The following is a 21,318-nucleotide window of genomic DNA, read 5'->3' as shown; positions in this document are numbered from 1 at the left end:
AGCTTTTACTATTTTTTGATAAGCTCTTCTACTACTTTTATATACAATTCATGCTCTATTTGATGGAGCTTTTTTTCATATTCGGCGAGTTCTGGGTAATAATCAAGCTGCTGCTGGGCTAAAATTTCTCCTGTATCGACTCCAGAATCCACCCAATGCACTGTGATTCCCAAGCCTTCTTGAGCTTGCCAGGATTCGTCTAAAGCATGAGCTGAACCCGCAAAAGCTGGCAGATATGATGGATGAATATTAATGATCCGACCTTCATAAGCTTGCAAAAGAGTAGGACCAACAATTTTCATATAACCTGCAAGACAAATCAAATCAATCTGATGTTCACGGAGCAAAGCAACTAAGGCTTCTTCATAACTTTGCTTATCAGCAAAAGATTTTAAGGTAAAGCTGACAGCAGCTATCTTGAGCTGCTGTGCTCTTTGTAGAGCATAAGCATCAATCTTATCCGAAAATAAGAGCTGAACTTCAGCGGGAAAAGCTTGAGCAAGAGCTTCAAAGTTAGATCCTGAGCCAGAGGCGAAAACGGCAATCCTCATTTTATTATTACCGCTTGATTTACACGAGGCGTAATTTTTCCGATTTCGTAGCATTTTACTCTTTGCTTCACTTCTTCAGCCTGTTCTGGGGCAACAGCGAGGACCATGCCAATTCCCATATTGAAAATCTGGAACATTTCGTCATGAGGAACTTGACCGTATTTCTCCAAAGCTTTGAAAATAGGCAAAATCTCCCAGCTGTCTTCTTTAATTTCAGCTGCTAATTGATCACTAAACATCCGCGGAAGATTTTCATAAAAACCACCTCCTGTAATATGTGATATCCCCTTAATCATGTTGTCTTTTATAAGTGGCAACAGCTCTTGAACATAAATATGAGTGGGTTCAAGTAACTCTTCTCCAAGGGGGCGTTCCAGCTCAGGAAGAATTTCTTGTTTATCAAAATCTTTAAAGATTTTCCGGACGAGCGAGTAACCGTTCGAATGAATGCCAGAGGAAGGAAGCCCTAATAAGATATCACCTGCCTCAACATTCTTAGAGCCATCGATTAGGGCTGACTTTTCGGCAATACCGACAGCAAAACCTGCAAGGTCATAGTCATCTGTATCATACATATCTGGCATTTCTGCTGTTTCACCACCAATCAAGGCTGCCCCTGATAGCAAACATCCTTGGGCAACACCTGCGACCACTTTTTCGAGCTTTTCCGGAAGGTTTTTACCGATAGCGATATAGTCAAGAAAGTAGAGGGGTTCTGCTCCAGCTGCAACGATATCATTAACACACATGGCCACACAATCAATGCCAATCGTATCATGTTTGTCTGCTTCAATAGCCAGCATCAGCTTTGTGCCCACTCCGTCTGTTCCAGAAATAAGCACTGGTTCCTTAACATCAAGTTTCGAAAGATCAAATGCCGCTCCAAATCCTCCAAGTCCTCCAAGAACTCCCAGCCTTTTCGTTTTTTCGGCGTGTTTTTTTATGCGATCAACCACTTGGTAACCCGCTTCAACATCAACTCCTGCCTTTGCATAAGCATTTTTAGACATTTTTTCCTCCTAAAGATTTCAGGTAATTTTCTTCATAATCGTAAAGTGGCGTCGGATATATACCGTCAAAGTAAGACAGACACAGATTATCATGTCCAATAGCCTCAACTAACCCTTCTTGACTTAAAAAAGTAAGACTATCTGCTCCAATGATTTGGCAAATTTCATCGACTGAGTGTTCCGCTGCAATCAACTCTTCTCGCTTTTGAATATCGATACCATAAAAGCATGGATAAGCAAGCGGTGGGCTCGCAATTACAACGTGAACTTCAGCAGCGCCGGCATCTTTAAGTAAACGCACAATTCGTCTGCTTGTCGTTCCACGTACAATAGAATCGTCCACCATGATAACCTTTTTACCTTCGACTACACTGGAAACAGCCGAGAGCTTCATCCGTACACCTTGTTCTCTTAATTCTTGCGTAGGCTGAATAAATGTACGCGCCACATATTGATTTTTAATCAAGCCCATTTCGTAAGGTAATCCAGATTCTTCTGCATATCCTGATGCTGCTGAGAGCGATGAGTTCGGCACACCAATAACTATATCTGCATCTACCTGTGCCTCCCGTGCTAGGATGCGCCCTGATTGTTTACGTGCGGTATGGACATTGACACCTGCAATAACACTGTCCGGACGTGCAAAGTAAATATACTCCATTGAACAGATTTGTGTATTGGTCTTATCTGTAAACTGCTCAACATGCAAGCCTTGATCATTAATTTGAATAATCTGCCCCGGTTTGACTTCTTGAACAAACTCTGCACCAATAACATCAAAAGCACAAGTTTCACTGGCTACAACGAGCGCACCATTAGTCATTTTCCCAATAGATAAGGGACGGAAGCCATTAGGATCAAGAGCTGCAATCATCGAATCTTCTGTCATCAAGAGATAAGCAAAGCCACCTTTAACAGTATTCAAAGCTTCCTTTACTTTTCCCATAAATTCAGGATGATGGCTACGTCGAATCAGATGCGCCAAAATTTCTGTATCTGAGCTCGAAGAAAAGATCGCGCCTTGTGCTTCTAATTCGCGTCGTAGTGATATAGCATTAGTCAAGTTGCCGTTATGGGCTAGACCAAGCTGTGTGTCTTGAAATTTAAAGTGGAAAGGCTGAATATTGTTTAATTCTGCTGAACCTGCTGTGGCGTAGCGCACATGACCCATGGCTGCTTTCCCTGATAATTTTTGCAAGTCTTTTTCGTGACGGAAAACTTCTGTTACCAAGCCTAAATCACGGTGCCGTTGAAGTTGCCCATCATTATTTGACAGAATCCCAGCACCTTCTTGCCCTCTGTGTTGCAAGGCATGAAGTCCAAAATATGTCAGTTGTACAGCTTCAGGATGTCCCCAGATGCCAAAAACGCCACATTCTTCGTTCAAAGACTTTACTTCATAAGGCATGGAATCGCTCCTTCATAAATCGCTTTCGCTTCTTCAGTAGATAAGGAAATTTCACCATCTTTTGCTGAAATTTTAATTTCTGACTTGTCTGTAACCTGCCCTAACTTGCTTGCTTTACCTGCCATCAGGTCTTCAAAGTTCTTTTCATCTTCTGGATGAACCGAGAGGATAAAGCGCCCCTGACTTTCAGAGAAGAGTTGTGATGCATTGCCATCAAAATGAACCGAAATTCCTTTATTATTCGCAAAAGCCGACTCGACAAGAGCTACAGCTAAGCCACCTTCAGATAAATCATGCGCTGATCGAATGAGACCCGCTTGGATTGCTTTTAGTACGCATTCCTGATTTTCTTTTTCAGCTTGCAGATCAAAGTTCAGCGTACCTGAAATCTCTCCTGTCATCATTTTTTGAATTTCAGAACCGGAGAAATCATCGCCAGTATCACCGATAAGATAAATTAAGTCACCTGTTTCTTTAAAATCTTGTGTCGTAATCTGTGCCACATCTTCAATCAATCCAACCATCCCAATCATTGGTGTCGGTAAAATTGCTTGACCATTCGTTTCGTTATAAAGGGAAACATTACCCGAGATAACTGGAGTAGATAGCACACGACAAGATTCCGAAATACCATCGCATGCCTTGCTTAACTCATAAAATTGTTCTGGTTTTTCTGGATTTCCAAAATTAAGGCAGTCCGTAATAGCTAAAGGTTTCCCACCTGAGGCGATGATGTTACGCGCTGCTTCTGCGACTGCTATTTGTCCACCAACCTCAGGGTCAAGGTAGAGATAGCGCGCATTACAGTCTGTTGTCATTGCTAAAGCTTTATTGGAATGACGGAGGCGGATAACTGCCGCATCAGATCCAGGTGCAACAACTGTATTGGTCATTACACGGCTATCGTAGGTTTCATAAATACTGCGCTTGCTCGCAATCGTTGGTTGACTAAGGAGTTCTTTGAGAACCTCTGTTGTATTTACGATTTCCGGGATAAATTTTTCGGCTTTTTCAAATGCAGCAATACGTGCGGGTTGTTTCATTTCACGATAATAAACCGGTGCATCCTCAGCTAAAGAGTCTACTGGAATTTCGGCAACCTTTTCACCTTGATGGAACAATGTGTACATCCCATCGTCAGTGACTTCACCTATGTTTACTGCATCAAGTTCGTACTTTTTAAAGAGCTCAACAATTTCATCTTCATGTCCTTTTTTAATGCAAAGTACCATCCGCTCTTGCGACTCTGAAAGCATCATTTCGTATGGTGTCATATTCGTCTCACGTTGTGGTACTAAGTCTAAATTAAGTTTCAGACCTGAGCCAGCTTTCGAAGCCATTTCCGAAGTTGAAGAAACTAATCCAGCAGCCCCCATATCTTGAATACCGACAAGAATATCGGAATGATTATGAATCACTTCGAGACAAGCCTCTAACAAAAGTTTTTCCATAAAAGGATCGCCCACTTGAACGGCAGAACGTTGTGTTTCAGAACCTGAACCAAACTCCTGAGAGGCAAAGGAAGCACCATGAATGCCGTCACGTCCTGTTTTCGCACCGACATACATGATTGTGTTGCCCACACCTTTGGCTTGTCCTTTTTGGATGTGCTTATGCTCAATCAAGCCCACACACATCACGTTCACTAAAGGATTTCCCGCATAAGATTCATCAAAAGCTACTTCTCCACCTACCGTAGGGATACCGATACAGTTACCATATCCTGCTATTCCAGCTGTCACGCGGTCAACAATGTGACGTGTTTTAGCATTGTCAATCTGACCAAAGCGAAGGCTATCTAAAAGAGCAACTGGACGTGCACCCATCGAAAAGATATCACGAATAATCCCGCCAGAACCTGTTGCCGCTCCTTCATAGGGTTCAACATAGCTTGGGTGATTGTGCGATTCCGCTTTGAAAACAACAGCCCAATCATCACCAATATCAACGACTCCTGCACCTTCACCTGGTCCCATAAGTACGTGTGGGCCTTCTGTTGGAAATTTTTTCAAGACAGGTTTTGAATTTTTATAGCAACAATGCTCTGACCACATCACGGCATACATGCCTGTTTCTGTAAAGTTAGGCAAGCGACCACCAAGAATCTCATTTTTAATTTTAGAGTATTCTTCATCAGTCAAGCCCCATTCACGATAAATTTTTGACGTTTGGATTTGTTCTGGACTCATTTCAACGCTCATTGTAGCGCTCCTTTTTCTACAAAATTTTTCAAGATACTGGCAAACATTTTTTGACCATCATTTCCACCCAATAGGGATTCTACAGCGCGTTCTGGATGCGGCATCATTCCTAAAACATTGCCCTCTTTATTACAGATTCCAGCAATATCTAAAGCTGAACCATTAGGATTTCCATTTACATAGGTGAAAACGATTTGGCCGTTTTCTTTTAAATCTGACAAAGTTTGTTCATCAGCAATATACTTGCCTTCACCATGAGCAATAGGCAAGCTAATCACTTCATTTTCAGAAAAGACAGTTGTAAATTTTGAATTGTTATTTACTTTTAAGTTTTGCCACTTTGAAACAAACTTTAAGCTGTCATTTTGAATCAATGCTCCAGGTAAAAGTCCCGCCTCAACAAGGATTTGAAATCCATTGCAGGTGCCAAAGACAGGTTTTCCCTCTGCTGCTAAACGCTTAATCTCTGGCATGATGTTAGAAAAAGAAGCAATGGCTCCGCAACGTAAGTAATCCCCGTAACTGAAACCTCCAGGAATCAACACACCATCAAAGCCTGAAAGAGAATTTTCCTCATGCCAGACAAACTCGGCTTCAGCTTGCATCACATCACGAATGGCCCAAAGGAGGTCAAAATCACAATTTGATCCTGGAAATTGAATAACTGCAAATTTCATCAATCTACCACCTCAACCTTGTAAGTTTCCATGTTTGGGTTAGCAAGAAGTTTTTCTGCGATTTCCTCAACTTTAGAGGCCGCTGCCTCAGCTGTTGCATCGACTTCAATCTCAAAATATTTTCCTACACGAATGTCCTTTATCTCATCATAACCTAGCTTTTGTGTTGCTGCTGTGATGGCTTGTCCTTGAGGGTCCAAAATTGATTTTTTATAGGTTACATAAACTTCTACTTTACTCATTTTCTCTTTTTCATTCACTTTCTTTTATTTCTTCTCTACGATTTCACTACTTAATCTTAAAGCTCTTTTCCTTCTTGAAGGGCTGTGAGTACGCGACTATATACTTCGATCAAATTACCAATATTACGTCGGAAAACATCTTTATCTAAATGATTCCCCTCCGCATCCCAAAGACGGCAGGTATCTGGTGAAATTTCATCCGCCAAGATAATTTCTCCCTCTGCTGTACGACCAAATTCGAGTTTGAAATCAACCAAACTCAAGCCGATTTTTGCCCAGAGCTTTTGGAGTAGTGCATTGATTTTCAGTGTCTCTGATTTGATGAATTCCACTTCTTCTGGGCGAGCAAGTTCAAGAAAATAGACATGTGCATCATTGATAAATGGATCGTCCAATGCGTCAGACTTGTAATAAAATTCAATAATGGGTTGAGGAAGAATGTCACCTTCTTCCAATCCAAATCGTTTCGCAAAAGAGCCAGCAACACGATTTCTCAAGACTACTTCCAGAGGTATAATCTCCACTTTCCGATTCAATTGTTCGGTTTTAGATAATTGTTCAATGAAAGATGTTTGAATTTGTTCGGAGTTTAATTTTTGAAAAATTAAGGATGTGATTTGATTGTTCAATGCCCCTTTGCCTTTAATTTCTTCTTTTCTTTTACCATTCAAAGCTGTTGCGTTATCACAATACTCCACCCAAACCAGCTGTTCATCGTCTGTTTCATAAAGCTTCTTTGCTTTGCCTTCATAAAGTAAGCGTCCCTTTCTCACAATATGCCTCCTCTTTATTTTATAATTTAATTCTAACCTTATTTAGAGTACAAAAAAAGATATTACTTGTGAAAGTAATATCTTTTTTGAATATCGTTCGCCTTTTACGAACTTTTATATAAGACTTCAAATTCCTCACAGACAATATCCATATCTGGTGCGAAGCAATCCAACTCTCGGAAAAAGGATTCATGTACTTGCCGCCAATAAGATAAGCTTCTATCTCCCTCTCCTTCATTAAAAGCATGATCTACCGTTACCTTATTAAACTTAGTGATGTAGACCTTGCTTGTTTGGATCGCGGCACGTGGATTCCCTTTACCATCGAGTAAAATCTCATACCTTCCGTCAACAGCAGGTAAAAAATCATCTGGCCCATACTGAGACAATGCACTTGCTGTTGCTCGTTTTTTCCCTTCAAGCACAAGTTCTAATAACTCATCAGCCATTTGAGGATTATTCCCAAAAGCCCAGGCACCACCGAAGTTGTCGGGATTTAGATTAGCCTCTGCGATAAATTTTTCGTACATTTTTCCTTCCAGTCTTTTATAACTTTAATTGCATTTTATAATTGTTTAAATATTGGTTACGTCGTACAACGACTTGTTGGTTTAAAATCACATAACCACGTTGTTCAAAGAAAGATAGAGCAGTTAAGGAAACATCAACATTTATTATTTCTGCCCCCTGCTCCTTACAATACTGTTCAATCTTATTGGCAAGGAGATGTCCGACACCCCGTTTCTGATAATCCTTATCAACATACAGACAATCGAATGTGTCTCTGCTTGTTGCATTGGCAAAGCCTAAAATTTTTCCGCTTTCTTCGACAACTAAACAATAACTCTCTGCCAGCTGTTTTTCCATACAAAAATCAGACTTATCCGATGGCGCCCACGCTTCTAACTCTTCTCTAGAATAATCAGCAACATTGATTGTATGTACTGTCGTATAAAACAAATCAACAATCTCAGCGTAATCTTTTGAGTGATAATGTCGACAGTTCATCTTAAATCGCCAAATCAAATTTGAGTTGTGGAGTAACAGGTTCATAATCCACCAGTTCAAAATCTTCTGGTTTAATATCAAAGAAATTCGTCCCATCTGGTACATTTAAAATCAAGCGTGGTTCTTTTTCTGAACCCGTACGTGACATTAACTCATTCGCTTGTTCAAATTGATTATCGTAAATATGTAAGTTGTTGACAAAGTAGAAAAACTTGCCAACTTTCCAGCTGAAGTGTTTAGCCAACATCATTTGCAAAGCCACATATTGCATTGCGTTAATATGATGAGCCACAAGCATATCATTTGAACGTTGAATTAAGGTTGCATCAAGATAAATCTGTCCATCTGCTTCACGTCTTACGTCAAACATCGTTTGAAATGCACAAGGCAAAAGTCCTTCCGTTTCTTCAAAATCTTCATATTGCCAAAGATTAATAATATTACGGCGATTCCATGGATTTTTTTCTAAGCCCTCAATGAGCTTACCGATAATGTTATATTTTTTGACTGTTGCACCATAACGTTGTCCAATGGTACCGTCACCGATACCCCATTCAGCCCAATATTTTACACCATATTTTTCTTCTAGAACATCAAGTGCACTTGTCTGATCTTGGTAAATCCACATGAGTTCTTTAATTGCTGTCTTGATAGGAATACGACGAAGAGTTGTAATAGGAAATTGGCCTTTTTCAAGATCATAAGTGACGAAAGATCCTGTGATATATTTACTATTGGCTGTTTGGCCATTTTTATATTTTGGACGTGCGTTTTCTGAAAACACACCATTTTCGAGGATATTACTGATATTTTCTTTGAAGATTTGGTCTGCGTAGGTCATATTTCCCTCTCTTAATTTCACTTTATTATGACTAACATTATACCATATTAATAAATAAACTTTTAAAGGTTAGTTCCACCCTCTTCAAGAAATTTTATCACTAAAAAAAGAAAGAGAAAGTAACAAAAAAAGCAAGCTTTTCGCTTGCTTTTATACTTTTTCGCTGAGCATTTCCCAGCGCTCGTATTTCGCCTCAAGTTCTGTCGTTACTTGATCTAATTCTTTTTGAAGAGTAGAAAGCATCCCAGCATCTGAACCATTTTCGTTCATTTCAGAATCAATTTCTTCTATTCGTTCTTCTAATTTTGCAATGTCATCTTCGATCGTTGCCCATTCTTGCTTCTCGGCCCAAGTCATCTTTGGTTTTGCATCTTCGCGTACGCGTGTATCAACTTTCGGAGCTGCTACTTCAACAGGAGCTACCACTTTTGTCGCCAAGTAGTCACTATAAGCACCAAAAAGATGGTTGATTTTTCCATCCTCAAAAGCCAAAAGCTCATTGGAAACCTTGTCTTGGAAATAACGGTCGTGACTTACGGTTATTACAGCGCCAGGGAATTTTGCAAGAAAATCTTCTAAAACTGTCAAAGTTGCAATATCCAAATCATTGGTTGGCTCGTCCAAGAGCAGAACATTAGGTTGTGTTAATAATATTTTTAAGAGGTAAAGGCGCTTCTTCTCACCACCAGAAAGTTTACAAATCAAAGTCCCATGTGTGCTTCTCGGAAAGAGGAATTGTTCCAAAAGATTAACAATCGAAATTGTCTCACCGCTTGTATTTTGGCTAGCTGAAGCTACTTCTTCCAAGAAATTAATGATGCGTTTATCCTCTTCAAGTCCACGTATTTCTTGACTGAAGTATCCAATCTTAACAGTCTCACCGATATCCATCGTTCCTGACGTCAACTCAAGTTCTCCAGCGATAATATTGAGCAAGGTTGATTTACCTACACCATTATCACCTACGATACCAACACGACTTTTATTCTGTACAATCCAGTTCAAGTCAGAAAAGATGGGACGATCAGGAAATGCAAATGCTGCATTTTCAAAGTTTATGACTTTTTTTCCCAAACGTGTCGTCGCCAAGCTGATGTCTACATCACCCAAGTCTTTATCTGTACGTACATCTTCTTTTAAGCTTTCAAAACGGTCAATACGTGCCTGTTGTTTAGTTGCTCGTGCTTGCGGAGACTTACGTATCCAAGCTAATTCTGATTTGTAAAGCTGTTGGTTTTTATGCAAGCTTGCAGCTTCACGTTCCTCTGCTTCAGCACGTTGCGCCAAATAATCTTGATAATTCCCTTGATATTCTTTGAGTTTTGACTTGTCTAGCTCAAATATACGCGTCGCCACATTGTCCAAAAAATAACGATCATGTGTCACAAAAAGCACTGTTCTCTTACTATTTTTGAGATAGTTTTGCAACCAAGCAATAGTATCCACATCAAGGTGGTTGGTCGGTTCATCCAGCAAAAGTAAATCAGATGGATTCACAAGAGCTTGGGCTAATTGCACACGGCGCTTTTGTCCTCCTGAAAGCGATCCTATCTTTGAAGAAAAATCTGGCAATTTGAGTTTTGTTAAAACTGTTTTCACATCTGCTTCTACTTGCCAAGCATTTAAAGCATCCATGTCAGATTGGGCACGTTCAAATTTGCTTAAATCTTCAATATTTAAAAGTGCAGCTTCATATCTTTTTATGGCCTTCATTTGGGGGAGTGAATCATCCAGAACAGTATCCATGATACTTGCCGTATCGTCAAAATCTGGCTCTTGAGTCAAATAGGTAATTTTATAATCTTGAGGGTAAGTAAATGGAGAAACATCTCCATCAAAACCTTGAACGCCCGCAATCGTATTAAGCAAGGTTGTTTTACCGGTACCATTTGTGCCCAATAGCCCTATGCGATCGAGGTTATGTATAATAAATGAAATTTTATCAAAAAGTGTTTTATCTCCCACGCTTTTTGTTAATTCTGATACTAAAAAATCTGCCATGTTTTATCTAAATCCTATCTTTTTCTCTGAATACTCTTATTTATTATAGCACAAGTTAAGAAAGGCAAAGAGCCTTAGCCCTTTGCCTTTCTTATCAAACATTAAAACTAGAAAAACTATCTGAACTTAAATCTGTTAAATCTGCATTTCCTAAGTCTAATAAGTAAATGCGAATTTTCTGTGCAAAGCTCATACCGCTTTGCGTATTTTCGATAGTTTTCTTGACTACCGGTATATCATCCGTGATTAAGCCGTCGACATCATACAGACGCATACGCTGTACGGTATTGGCATCATTGACATCCCAAGCGTATACTTTTTTCCCATAATCATGTGCTTTTTCTACAAATTCCGAATCCAATGTTGATATTTCAACAGAAAAAGCGTCGACGTTACTTTTCGGTACTCCGATAAGGTTGTAGGTCATAATGTAAGAGACAAAAGTAGATGAATCATGTCTTTTTAAGCTCCGTGACAAATCAAAGCTTAAAGATTGCACCTGATGATTTTTTGCTTCGATATCCTTTTTATAACGTTGCAAGAAATTTTCACTTACTGCATTGACATCTTCCTTAAGCGGGATTTTAATTTCAATCAGTAATTTTTGACCAAGCCTATCAGCTGCTTTCAAGTATTCATCAAAGCTTGGTAAAGGGGCAGATTTACCGTTTTCTCGGACAGTGAGTTTGGTGAGTTCAGCTAAAGTCAATTCATTTACTTTCTTGTTCACTCCAGCTAAATGACGTAAATTTTCATCATGCATGACAACAAATTGCTTGTCCTTTGTTTCACGTACATCCATCTCAACATAATCTGGATGATAGGTTTGGCTAGTTTCAATCAAGGCGGGGATTGTATTTTGGACACCATTTTTCTCTGACACACCACGATGTGAAATAATAAGTGGGTTTGACAAGGTATCCTGGCTGAGGTAATAAACGTTAAAAACACCAATAAGCGCAATAAATAGAACTGTGAAAAACCCCAATAAACTTCGGCTTACCCAACGCCAACCTTTAGGCAATAGTTGAAAAGCTTTTAGCTCTACATAGATTTCTTCTGGTGTTAATTCCTCTAACAAATTAATAACCACATAGAAAATCAAAATCAGTGACAAAAGCATGTGTAATAAAGCCGAAACTTGGATTATAAACATAATCACTGTCGCTGATGCTAGAGCCAATTGGGGCATGTGATGATCTATTGTAGATTGTAACAGAATCAAGAGTTGACTGATTACCCAGAAAGAAGCCAGTAAACTGATGAAAATTGCTATAAAGCGGAAAAAGAAAACTTTAAATTTTCCTTTGCTCATCTGCCAGCTGACACTCAATGAGGTCCTAAGTTTTTTCTGCTGCAAAATCATGAGCGGCAGAACAAAAATTAGACGGTATCCAATAAACATGGATAATAAAGTCAGTAAAATGTAGGCTGTCAACAGCCACCAATTGTTAGTTGCAATAAACTCCAAGATGAAGTTAGGCACTTGAATAGCGGAAATAATGTCTATACCGCTGGCAAAACCACTTAAAGGCAAAACTAACATAAAATAAAACAAGAAAAATAAGATAAGAGAAGGTCTGAGATGTCGCAACCGTGAAAATGTTGCATAAAGTAACTCAGGAATTGTAACTTTTTCTTTTTGCTTCACAAAGTGAACCAGTATCGTTAGAAAAGTGAATTCTAAGAATACCGAAACTACAATCAGTACTAAAATTCCAATCAGAGCAAACGCTGTGAGTGGATGTTGACTGAAAATCGAGAGCACATTATCATAAGCCAGATAATCAATCTCCTTACGATGAAGTAAAAAATTAGTGGTCGCTGTTAATGTCGGAACTACAACGAGTAAAAGTAAGAGGTGAAAAAAGATGACGGGACCAAAATAATGAAACGTATTTTTAAAAAAGTCTTTTGTTGATTGGAATGTTTTACGCATTTTCCTTGCTTTCTTTTTAATAAATTAAAATGTAAGATAAATTTCTTCTTTTTATTTTAGCACAATCTGTTTTGAATACTAAGAACCTGCTTTAAACTCATTTATAGGATAGACAGTTTTTAGTATTTTGTATAGAGCATAAAAAAAAGCACACAAGTGCTTTTTTATCGGAATTAATCGTTGAAATCATAACGAAGCTTCATACGATTTGAACCTGAAATTACCATGCGTCCAAGCATTTCAGTCATTGCTTTTAATGCAAATGCTGCCAATTCTTCATTTGCTGCTTGTGGATCTGCCGCAGCTCCTGCTTTATCCGTTTTATTTTGGATTTCACGGAACTTACCAACAGTTGCCAATTCATAAGTGTCTCGTAAATCAACGTATTTACTGTAATCTGTATCGCCAAGTAGTGCTGCTGTACAGCTGAGCCAGTACATATTGTTCAAATCAAATGTAGCTGTTGCATCACGGTAGCATGCTGGTGTATCCTCAACATTTGTATAGAAAGGAACGACATGGTTGAAAGTATTTGCTCCAAATGCCAACCATTGAATACCCGCAATTTTTTCATCAACATGATTACGGATTTGTAAAATATGGACACTGTGATTACGGTTGATCCCAATAGGGCGGAAAAGTTGTGCTTGTTCTGGTGTATTTGTTGTACCGTAAGTATCAAATTCAGTATTTTCAAAGTGGCTTGAAAGTACAAATTTCATGTCTTCTACTGAAATTTTACGTGTAGCTTTACAGATGAATGGTAATTCTGGATTTTGAGGATCATCACTTGGAGTTCCCAAAGCATTTTGACCATACCAAGTACGTGGGTTATTATATACACTATCTTTTACTGTGCTAGAGCCAAAGATATGGCGTAAATTGTATCCTTCAAAATCTGGATTAAGATGGTTTTCATCAATCAATGCTTTCAAATCTTTTGAACAAAGTGTATCTTCACTTTCAAAATCAAAATGATCAATGTTCATACGATTAGGTGCAACCACGTATGAATCATCTGGAATGCGGACTGCTGCCCAATGATGACCACCAATCGTTTCCAACCACCACACTTCTTCTTTGTCAGCAAAAGCAATACCGTTAGGTTCATATGTTCCGTATTGATCAAGGAGAGCACCTAAACGCTCAACACCTTCACGCGCACTGTGAATGTAAGGTAAGACTAAAGTAACATAGTCTTCTTCCCCCATACCACTTTCTTCATTGTAAGGGTCAAGTCCCAAGATACGTGGGTTGGTTGTAATTGTTTCTGTTGCTGACATTGCAACATTTGCAGCATTAATCCCTGCAGCAGCCCAAGTCCCGCTTGTTAAAACAGCATTTGGTGTTGCTGTATAACGCATTGGATTTTCTGGAAGGTCCAACTCCAAAGCACTTAATACAGCTTTATAATGACGCGGTTGTTCGTCTGGTTGAACAACAACAAAGCGTTGTGGATCTAGTGCTTCATGTCCGTCATCATTACGAGCAATAAGGGTTGAGCCATCAATTGAGGCTTTTTTCCCCACCAAAATAGTAGTACATGAACCTTGTTTACGAGTAATCATAGAATCTCCTTAATATATATTAAAATTTTGTTTCTATCATTTTTTAATTGGTTGTTAACGACTTGTTCTTCAATCTGATGTAGCAGCTTCCCTAAAATCGGACCTGGCTTGATATTAAATGTTTGAATAATGTCATTACCAGTTACTGCGAGCTCTGACTTGCTATGTATCTGGAGCTTAGCATCATAGATATAAGCCTGCTCACAATCAATATCTTGCCCTGCAGCAACTTTTAGCTGATCAACCAGCAGGGCTTTTTCTAACCCATAGCGATAAATGCTCTCTAAGCTCCAACTTTCGAGCTTATAGGCTTCTGTCAAATCATGCACATATTTGATAAAGTCATTAGACACCTTCCATTTTTTCAAGAAAGTTTTTACATTTATTTGACCACTATGGACTAAGAGCGCAGCCCAAGCCTGAGCTGAATTTGCAAAAGTAAAGTCCGAATTTAGAGTTTGAATCAAAGCGTGGATTGCTTTTTCTTGCAAATCAGGCAAGAAAGTATAAGCTTCCGATTCAAGCAATATTTCCAAGCCTTTTTTCCAATCTTTAGCTAGAAGCAACTTGTCGAGTTCAATGAAGATACGTTCAATAGAAATTTTGCTTAGAAGATGGGCTCGTGCTTGCATGGCTTTAAATGTTTCTTCTTCAACATTAAAATTTAAAGTTGCAGCAAAACGCATTGCACGCATAATCCGAAGCGCATCTTCATTGAAGCGTTCCGTTGCAATTCCAACAGCCCGTAAGCGTGACCCAGCTAAATCGGAAAGGCCATCAAATAAATCTATAATCTCTCCTTCAGTATCCATAGCAAAGGCATTAATCGTAAAGTCTCGCCGTTTTAAATCTTCCGAAAGTTCTCGGACAAAATCTACAGAATCTGGACGGCGATAATCTGTATAGGTGCTCTCTGTACGGAAAGTTGTAATTTCATAATGTTCAGCTTCAGATTGACCAGCTAAGACCAACACAGTACCGTGATCAATTCCCACATCAATAGTATGCGGGAATATGGCTTTGGTTTCAGCTGGATAAGCACTGGTTGCAATATCCACATCATGGATTGACCTTTGCAAAAGCGCATCACGAACGCTTCCTCCTACAAAATAAGCCTCAAAACCATGTGCCTGTATTTTTTCCAAAACCGGCAAAGCTTTTACAAATTCTGACGGCAAATTCTCTAGTTTCATACTTCTATTTTAGCACTTTTCGGATGAAAAAGAGTCGCTGAGTAGATTTTTTAAAGATAAAAAAATTTAGTGCAGCTTAGCAATGAAAATGCAAAGCTTAAAAACTAAAAAGCATTTGCTTATTCAAGCTCTTCTTGTAAAAAAAAATGATTCTTTCGTGAATCATTTTTTCTTATGAAAGTTGATTACTTCACTCCACATAAGCGGTAGATAGCTTCAGCATATATCTCCATCGTTTTACGCAAGTCTGTAATTGCCCATTGTTCATTTGCTTGGTGCATATAATCTGGCGTATCAGGGAACATAGCTCCGAAGGCCACACAATTTTGCATCGTCCGAGCGAAGGTTGCTCCTCCAGAAACCATCGGCTCCGTCATATCTCCTGTAATTTCACGATAAGTAGCAAGAAGCGTTTGGATAAGTTCACTTTCTACCGGCACATAGAGAGGATTTAACCAATCATATTGCTTATATTCAAGTTGGTATTCTGCTGCTTGAACGGCAAGCTTTGCAGCAAGTTCATCTTTATCAACAGTTACAGGGATACGCATATCCACACCAATTTTTGTATGTTCAGGAGTGATTTCAACATCTGTGAAATTCATGGTTAATTCGCCGGACTGCTCGTCCATAACTTTACCCACGACATTTTCACCTGTGGCATTTTCCTGAACAAGTTTACCCAAGAAATCCAGGGGTTTGAAGTCAAATACTTCAGACAAGGCAATGGACAACCGTAGGATTGCGTTTGCTCCTTCTGGTGCAGCCATCGCGTGTACGCTTTTTCCCTTTACCGAAATCCCTTTTTCTGTTTCTTCATAATCAAAACCATGTGCTGTCAGGGCAGCTTTTACTTCTGTTATTTTGTCCGAAGTGTAAGACGCACGGTCGGGTACAACATTCAATGCGCCAGACGCATGCAATTCGAAATCATTTGTTCCAGGTCCAGTAAGGTAAGCTTGAAGTAAGCCTTTTTCGGCATAGTTAAGTGGGAAATGAGAATCAGGAGCAAAGCCCATAGTGATTGCTTCCTCTTTTTCATTATATTTATCCAAACAACGCCAAAGTGTTTCTTCATCTGTTCCAAAGATAAAACGAATTCGTCCGTCAAATGTTACACCTGCATCTATCAAAGCTTTTATTGCATATAGTGCAGCCATACTTGGACCTTTATCATCTTGTGTTCCCCGACCAATTAAAAGGCCATCACGTTCGACCATTTCAAAAGGATCAGTTTCCCAACCTGCTTGATCTACTGCAGGTACGACGTCCATGTGACAAAGTAAGCCAAAAAGTTTTTCGCCTTCGCCAATCTCAGCATAGCCATAATAACCTTCAGGATCTTGGAAGGTTTTAAAACCTAATTCTTGACAAAGTTCTAAGACCTCTTCTAAGGCAGCTAAAACTTTTTTACCAAAAGGATGACCTACCCCAGAATCACTCTCGTCTAATACAGATGCATGTTTGACTAAACGTCCAATTGATTGCACAGCTGCTGTTTGATATTTGTCTGTAATAAAAGTTTTCATATGACCTCCAACAAAAGCTCCCCCGATGGAAAGCTTTTTATTCATTTTTTATAATACTGCGGCAACACCAAGAATAACCATAATCACAACCAACTGGATCACGATCAACTTCGCCATAAATTTCCACCATGTCCCAATGTTGAAACGTGCAATAGCAAGTGCACCCATAACAACGGCAGATGTTGGTGTAATCAGGTTCAAAATACCTGATGCAGATTGATAAGCTGTAATGACCAAATCTTTTGAAACATTGGCAAATTCGCCCATTGGGCCCATAATTCCCATCGTAGCGGCAGCTAGCCCTGATGTTGATGGAATTAAGAAACTCATTGGCAGATAAAAGATGAACGTTAAGATAATAAATAGACTTGAGGAAAGACCTTGAAGTCCTTGTTTACCCCAATGCAAGATTGTATCTGTAATCATTCCGTTGTTCATCACAACCTGAATCCCACGTGCTACAGCTACGACGATAGCAACACCGATCATGTCTGATGCCCCCTCAAGGAAGGCAGAGATAAATTCTGACTCTTTCATACGGTAAACGAAAGCAACCACAACGGCCATGACGATGAAGAGCATTGTAATTTCTGGGAAGTACCATGCACCAAAAGGTACCATACTCTTACCAAGAACAACTCCGAGACCTGGGATTGAAGTTAACCAAGTGGTAAAGTCGTTAAAGAAAGTAAAATGTTCGTTCAACATGTCCCATGGAACAAGTGACATAATCATAATGACAAAACTTCCGAAGAAGACAACATTTACCCATTTTTGACGTTGCGTAATATTTTCCTGTTTTTCAATAGAAGCAATGTCGAAATGTTGGATATCAGCTTCTCGATTTTTATATACCAAAGACTTTGTGGGATCTTTTTCAATCTTTGAAGCATAACGATAAACATAGAGAATTGAAATACCTGTGAGTACAACTAGCATGAAGAAACGAAGTCCCATACCTTGTCCCATGGAAATACCAACTGCTTGAGAAGCTACACCTGTAGCAAATGGATTCACTGTAGATGCCAAACAGCCGACTTGTGAGCCCACTAAAACGATAGCAACAGCCACGACCGTATCGAAACCAACCGCAATCATGACAGGAATGATCAAAGCATAGAAAGCCAATGTTTCTTCCGCCATCCCATAGGTTGATCCACCCAGTGCAAAGAGAATCATTAAGACTGGAATCAGCATCTTCTCCTTGCCCTTGAAACGCTTAACGATCGAAGCAATACCTGCTTCAAGTGCACCAGTTTTATTCACTACACCTAAAAAGCCACCTACCATTAAAATAAAGAATGAGATGGGAATTGCTGCTGGCGTAGCAGGTACATTTCCATTTGCTTCAATACCTAACATCCCATTGACGGGAGCCATAAGCATGTCCCAAATGCCTTGAGGGTTTGATGCTACTTGCGTAAATGAACCAGCAATAATGTTACCTGCATCATCTACTTTGTAATGCCCTGCTGGAATAAACCATGTCAAGATTGCAATAAGAACAATGATGATGAAAAGAATCGTGTATGCCGATGGCATTTGGAATTTTTTCTTTTCAGTTTTTGCTTCCATTATATACCTCCTAATGTATATTTATGCGTATAATTACAACTTTAGTTTAATATTTTTTTAACTTAAAGTCAAACAAAACTTGAAAAAAATTGGACAATTACTTCTCAACGTTTATATGGTTGCGTTTACACTTCTTTAAAAATAACAATTTAATAAAATACAAAAAAAAGAGAAGAAATGACTAAAATATTTCCTTCTCTTTTCAAAATTAATTTTTATACAATAAATTATTTCTTAGGTGAAAATCCGTAAGCAATAGCACCTAAACCAAGGTGGGTAGCAATAACAGGTCCAAATGTTACAATTTCGACATCGTCATAGCCATGAGTCTTGGCAAAATCATAAAGATCTTTTGCGCGATCTTCCGCATCAGCATGGAGGACATACACCTTATGCGACTTTGGATCACTGTTCGCAAGCATAAGTTTCTTCAGCTCTGACACAGCTTTCTTGCTTGTACGCACCTTGTCATATACGACAACCTTACCATCTTCTGAAAACTGTAAAATAGGTTTTATATTGAGGAGTGTCCCTAAAAGTTCTCCTCCTCTTGAAAGGCGCCCGCCTTTAGCCAACCAGTGAAGATCATCCACAAGCATAAAGGCATTGTCATTTTCTCTTTGATATTCAAACCGCGCAACAATCTCGTCAAATGACTTCCCAGCATCCGCCGCATCCAACGCTGTCTCAATCATATAGCCGAGTGGGCTAGAAGTAATAAAGGTTTCAGGAAACTTAACCACCATATCTTCAAATTCACTTTGTAGATAAAATGCATTTTGATAGAAACCTGAAATTCCTGAACTCAAAAAAGCACCTAAAACATGAGTATAGCCCTCTTGTCTTAGTGTTCGCAGTAATTCTTCTAATTCAAGAATACTTGGTTGTGATGTTTTAGGTGCCTCCGAAGTTGCAGCCATCAACTTATACCACTCTTGATGTGTCATTTCACTTGGTTTATATTCTTTTCCCTCAATAGATATGGGAATTTCCAAGACAAATAAATCGTCTCGATTTTTATATTGTTCGGCAAAATCTGCCGAAGTATCTGTAATAATAGCTAATTTCATAATAAATAAACTTGAAAAAATCCTTAAAATTGAAGGTTGATGCCCGGTTGGTCAAGGGCAACCTCTGTTGTTTCATACACCAAGCGTTTCAAAAGATCAAAAAGTGGATCCGCAATTTGTGCCATTTCTTCTTGCTCTAATTCAGATTGCTCTTTCACTTGGCGACCACGCACGTAGTTAAGTTGGCTGAGCATACCTGATAAGACAATATTCTCCAAAGGAATCATATATGTCAAGATAGCATAAATTGCTGTATCTTCTGCAGCAACTTTTCCGTCAGGTACTTGATCATGGGGAACTAACTGAAATTGTACATTGATATTTGTTTCAGGTGTTCCGTTTTCTTTTTCCCATTCATAATTACGTGCGTCATAATGAAATTGATTTACAAATTCTTTATCACGTTCTAATGTTAATGTCATTTCCATTCACTCCAATTTTTTATTTTCTTGTCGGCGATGTCTCCAAAATATGCTTTCTCATCTAAAAGCAAAGTGGCTACACCTGCGTTTATACCTGCTTCAATATCAAGAGGACGATCACCAATCATGACTGTTTCTTCTGGTACCAACTTATATTTGTGAATCAAATATTCCAAAGCTTCTGGACTTGGTTTCCGTGCAAAATTTTGCTGACTGGTAATGACTTCTGTGAAGTATTTCTTAAGTTCACCCAGATATTCAAAGGTGGCATCATCACGATGACTGAGGACAAAATTCTGTCCACCATTTTCTACAATTTCTGACAAAATTTGTGGGATCTCAGGGTAAACCTGAGGATTGACTTGCATCTCTGCTTCTATTTTATGATACAAGTCAAGAAAGTCCTCGTCTGCAAACTCAAAAGCGAATTTACGAATAGAGAAACGTTTGATATAAGCTTCTATATGACCCGGAAATTCTACTGAGGATTGCTTCATTGCTTCACGCAAGGCCTCTAACATTACAGGATAGGTATTGAAGAGTGTTCCGTCAAAATCCCAAATATAATTTTTCCAAGCCATCAAGATTTTTCACTTTCTATCTTTAGCTGTTTCAAAATTTCTTCTTCTTCTGCATTTGTTTCGTACTGCTCCAACAAATCCGGACGTCGTGCTAAAGTTTTTTTCAAACTCTCCGTCAAGCGCCATTTACGAATATTTTCGTGATGACCGGACATCAGAACGCTTGGGACCTTCTTCCCACGAAACTCTTCCGGGCGTGTATATTGTGGATACTCCAGTAATCCTGAAGAAAAAGAATCATCCTCATGACTGGCTGCTTTACCTAAAGCTCCAGGCAGCAAGCGTACTACAGAATCAACAATAACAGTAGCTGCTACTTCTCCGCCTGTTAAGACAAAGTCGCCAAGCGAAATCTCATCCGTCACTAGATCTTTAATTCGTTCATCATAACCTTCATAATGTCCACAAATAAAAATTAGATGTTCTTCTTGGGCAAGCTCTTCAGCCATTTTTTGATTGTAGCGTTTGCCTGCAGGATCAAGGAGAATCACACGCGCCTTTTCATGCGGAATCTTATCCATTGTATCATAGATAGGTTGCGGCATCAGCAACATGCCTTGACCACCGCCATAAGGCATATCATCCACATGTCTTTGCTTGTTGCTCGCATTTTCGCGAAAATCATGGGTATGAAGTTCAAGCAGTCCCTTTTCTTGTGCTTTCCCAACTATCGATTGGTTGAGCGAGTCAAACATGTTTGGAAAAATTGTTAAAATATCAACTTTCATC

Annotated in this window: 20 protein-coding genes; all 20 read right to left on the bottom strand. The window is 39.1% G+C overall.

Going from position 1 to position 21,318, the window contains the following annotated elements:
• Positions 1 to 8 precede the first annotated feature (8 nt).
• The 20 genes from purN to trmD all read right to left on the bottom strand — a co-directional run bounded on the left by purN (position 9) and on the right by trmD (position 21,317).
• Positions 9 to 551: a phosphoribosylglycinamide formyltransferase gene (gene purN, locus VNN39_RS07385; protein ID WP_338997282.1), complete on the bottom strand. Its 543-nt coding sequence runs from the start codon at positions 549 to 551 to the stop codon at positions 9 to 11.
• Positions 548 to 1,561: a phosphoribosylformylglycinamidine cyclo-ligase gene (gene purM / locus VNN39_RS07380; RefSeq protein WP_338997281.1), complete on the bottom strand. Its 1,014-nt coding sequence runs from the start codon at positions 1,559 to 1,561 to the stop codon at positions 548 to 550. Before purM ends, purN begins: the two co-directional genes overlap by 4 nt.
• Entirely contained in the window at positions 1,554 to 2,969 is a 1,416-nt protein-coding gene (purF, locus tag VNN39_RS07375) for an amidophosphoribosyltransferase (protein WP_338997280.1), read from the bottom strand. The genes purM and purF overlap by 8 nt, the downstream gene beginning before the upstream one ends.
• Complete coding sequence (gene purL, locus VNN39_RS07370) at positions 2,954 to 5,170, bottom strand: phosphoribosylformylglycinamidine synthase subunit PurL (protein ID WP_338997279.1); 2,217 nt, start codon at positions 5,168 to 5,170, stop codon at positions 2,954 to 2,956. Before purL ends, purF begins: the two co-directional genes overlap by 16 nt.
• Positions 5,167 to 5,847: a phosphoribosylformylglycinamidine synthase subunit PurQ gene (gene purQ, locus VNN39_RS07365; RefSeq protein ID WP_165711479.1), complete on the bottom strand. Its 681-nt coding sequence runs from the start codon at positions 5,845 to 5,847 to the stop codon at positions 5,167 to 5,169. Before purQ ends, purL begins: the two co-directional genes overlap by 4 nt.
• A complete protein-coding gene (gene purS, locus VNN39_RS07360) occupies positions 5,847 to 6,089 on the bottom strand; it encodes a phosphoribosylformylglycinamidine synthase subunit PurS (RefSeq protein ID WP_096369356.1) in 243 nt (80 codons plus the stop codon). The genes purQ and purS overlap by 1 nt, the downstream gene beginning before the upstream one ends.
• Positions 6,090 to 6,145: 56 nt before the next feature.
• Positions 6,146 to 6,862, bottom strand: a complete 717-nt coding sequence (purC, locus tag VNN39_RS07355; RefSeq protein WP_339007000.1) for a phosphoribosylaminoimidazolesuccinocarboxamide synthase — start codon at positions 6,860 to 6,862, stop codon at positions 6,146 to 6,148.
• Between the two features lie 104 nt (positions 6,863 to 6,966).
• Complete coding sequence (locus VNN39_RS07350) at positions 6,967 to 7,392, bottom strand: ASCH domain-containing protein (RefSeq protein ID WP_017370143.1); 426 nt, start codon at positions 7,390 to 7,392, stop codon at positions 6,967 to 6,969.
• 16 nt (positions 7,393 to 7,408) lie between these two features.
• Entirely contained in the window at positions 7,409 to 7,870 is a 462-nt protein-coding gene (locus VNN39_RS07345) for a GNAT family N-acetyltransferase (RefSeq protein WP_213496150.1), read from the bottom strand.
• 1 nt (position 7,871) lies between these two features.
• Positions 7,872 to 8,711 carry a thymidylate synthase gene (locus VNN39_RS07340; protein ID WP_213432663.1) on the bottom strand — a complete coding sequence of 280 codons (840 nt, stop codon included), beginning with the start codon at positions 8,709 to 8,711 and terminating at the stop codon, positions 7,872 to 7,874.
• Positions 8,712 to 8,861: 150 nt separating this feature from the next.
• Entirely contained in the window at positions 8,862 to 10,712 is a 1,851-nt protein-coding gene (locus tag VNN39_RS07335) for an ABC-F family ATP-binding cassette domain-containing protein (RefSeq protein WP_338997277.1), read from the bottom strand.
• A gap of 94 nt (positions 10,713 to 10,806) precedes the next feature.
• Positions 10,807 to 12,651: a glycerophosphodiester phosphodiesterase gene (locus tag VNN39_RS07330; RefSeq protein WP_338997276.1), complete on the bottom strand. Its 1,845-nt coding sequence runs from the start codon at positions 12,649 to 12,651 to the stop codon at positions 10,807 to 10,809.
• 173 nt (positions 12,652 to 12,824) lie between these two features.
• On the bottom strand, positions 12,825 to 14,219 hold the full coding sequence (locus VNN39_RS07325; protein WP_338997275.1) for a C69 family dipeptidase: 1,395 nt from the start codon (positions 14,217 to 14,219) through the stop codon (positions 12,825 to 12,827).
• Positions 14,216 to 15,412, bottom strand: coding sequence for a CCA tRNA nucleotidyltransferase (locus VNN39_RS07320; protein WP_338997274.1), 1,197 nt, complete (start codon positions 15,410 to 15,412; stop codon positions 14,216 to 14,218). The genes VNN39_RS07325 and VNN39_RS07320 overlap by 4 nt, the downstream gene beginning before the upstream one ends.
• Positions 15,413 to 15,597: 185 nt before the next feature.
• A complete protein-coding gene (locus tag VNN39_RS07315; RefSeq protein ID WP_338997273.1) occupies positions 15,598 to 16,941 on the bottom strand; it encodes a M20 family metallopeptidase in 1,344 nt (447 codons plus the stop codon).
• Between the two features lie 48 nt (positions 16,942 to 16,989).
• On the bottom strand, positions 16,990 to 18,516 hold the full coding sequence (locus tag VNN39_RS07310) for a YfcC family protein (RefSeq protein WP_339006999.1): 1,527 nt from the start codon (positions 18,514 to 18,516) through the stop codon (positions 16,990 to 16,992).
• Between the two features lie 227 nt (positions 18,517 to 18,743).
• Positions 18,744 to 19,586 (bottom strand): DegV family protein, encoded by an 843-nt coding sequence (locus tag VNN39_RS07305; RefSeq protein ID WP_096368129.1) that lies wholly within the window; start codon positions 19,584 to 19,586, stop codon positions 18,744 to 18,746.
• Between the two features lie 23 nt (positions 19,587 to 19,609).
• On the bottom strand, positions 19,610 to 20,008 hold the full coding sequence (locus VNN39_RS07300; RefSeq protein ID WP_051008863.1) for a DUF1149 family protein: 399 nt from the start codon (positions 20,006 to 20,008) through the stop codon (positions 19,610 to 19,612).
• On the bottom strand, positions 20,005 to 20,589 hold the full coding sequence (locus VNN39_RS07295; RefSeq protein ID WP_339006998.1) for an HAD-IA family hydrolase: 585 nt from the start codon (positions 20,587 to 20,589) through the stop codon (positions 20,005 to 20,007). Before VNN39_RS07295 ends, VNN39_RS07300 begins: the two co-directional genes overlap by 4 nt.
• Positions 20,589 to 21,317, bottom strand: coding sequence for a tRNA (guanosine(37)-N1)-methyltransferase TrmD (gene trmD, locus VNN39_RS07290; protein WP_096368128.1), 729 nt, complete (start codon positions 21,315 to 21,317; stop codon positions 20,589 to 20,591). The genes VNN39_RS07295 and trmD overlap by 1 nt, the downstream gene beginning before the upstream one ends.
• Position 21,318: the final 1 nt, after the last annotated feature.

The organism is Lactococcus formosensis, from assembly GCF_037892375.1.
Taxonomy (GTDB): Bacteria; Bacillota; Bacilli; order Lactobacillales; family Streptococcaceae; genus Lactococcus; species Lactococcus formosensis.
Note: the sequence above shows the minus strand (reverse complement) of the source record. Positions and strands in the feature narration are given on the sequence as shown.

Excerpts from the sequence above, each read along its gene's own strand:
- purS (WP_096369356.1), bottom strand. The coding sequence starts at position 6,089 with ATGAGTAAAGTAGAAGTTTATGTAACCTATAAAAAATCAATTTTGGAC.
- VNN39_RS07310 (WP_339006999.1), bottom strand. The coding sequence starts at position 18,516 with ATGGAAGCAAAAACTGAAAAGAAAAAATTCCAAATGCCATCGGCATAC.
- VNN39_RS07350 (WP_017370143.1), bottom strand. The coding sequence starts at position 7,392 with ATGTACGAAAAATTTATCGCAGAGGCTAATCTAAATCCCGACAACTTC.
- VNN39_RS07340 (WP_213432663.1), bottom strand. The coding sequence starts at position 8,711 with ATGACCTACGCAGACCAAATCTTCAAAGAAAATATCAGTAATATCCTC.
- purQ (WP_165711479.1), bottom strand. The coding sequence starts at position 5,847 with ATGAAATTTGCAGTTATTCAATTTCCAGGATCAAATTGTGATTTTGAC.
- VNN39_RS07335 (WP_338997277.1), bottom strand. The coding sequence starts at position 10,712 with ATGGCAGATTTTTTAGTATCAGAATTAACAAAAAGCGTGGGAGATAAA.
- purN (WP_338997282.1), bottom strand. The coding sequence starts at position 551 with ATGAGGATTGCCGTTTTCGCCTCTGGCTCAGGATCTAACTTTGAAGCT.
- VNN39_RS07330 (WP_338997276.1), bottom strand. The coding sequence starts at position 12,651 with ATGCGTAAAACATTCCAATCAACAAAAGACTTTTTTAAAAATACGTTT.
- VNN39_RS07345 (WP_213496150.1), bottom strand. The coding sequence starts at position 7,870 with ATGAACTGTCGACATTATCACTCAAAAGATTACGCTGAGATTGTTGAT.
- VNN39_RS07305 (WP_096368129.1), bottom strand. The coding sequence starts at position 19,586 with ATGAAATTAGCTATTATTACAGATACTTCGGCAGATTTTGCCGAACAA.
- purL (WP_338997279.1), bottom strand. The coding sequence starts at position 5,170 with ATGAGCGTTGAAATGAGTCCAGAACAAATCCAAACGTCAAAAATTTAT.
- VNN39_RS07320 (WP_338997274.1), bottom strand. The coding sequence starts at position 15,412 with ATGAAACTAGAGAATTTGCCGTCAGAATTTGTAAAAGCTTTGCCGGTT.
- VNN39_RS07325 (WP_338997275.1), bottom strand. The coding sequence starts at position 14,219 with ATGATTACTCGTAAACAAGGTTCATGTACTACTATTTTGGTGGGGAAA.
- purF (WP_338997280.1), bottom strand. The coding sequence starts at position 2,969 with ATGCCTTATGAAGTAAAGTCTTTGAACGAAGAATGTGGCGTTTTTGGC.
- purM (WP_338997281.1), bottom strand. The coding sequence starts at position 1,561 with ATGTCTAAAAATGCTTATGCAAAGGCAGGAGTTGATGTTGAAGCGGGT.
- VNN39_RS07300 (WP_051008863.1), bottom strand. The coding sequence starts at position 20,008 with ATGACATTAACATTAGAACGTGATAAAGAATTTGTAAATCAATTTCAT.
- VNN39_RS07295 (WP_339006998.1), bottom strand. The coding sequence starts at position 20,589 with ATGGCTTGGAAAAATTATATTTGGGATTTTGACGGAACACTCTTCAAT.
- VNN39_RS07315 (WP_338997273.1), bottom strand. The coding sequence starts at position 16,941 with ATGAAAACTTTTATTACAGACAAATATCAAACAGCAGCTGTGCAATCA.
- trmD (WP_096368128.1), bottom strand. The coding sequence starts at position 21,317 with ATGAAAGTTGATATTTTAACAATTTTTCCAAACATGTTTGACTCGCTC.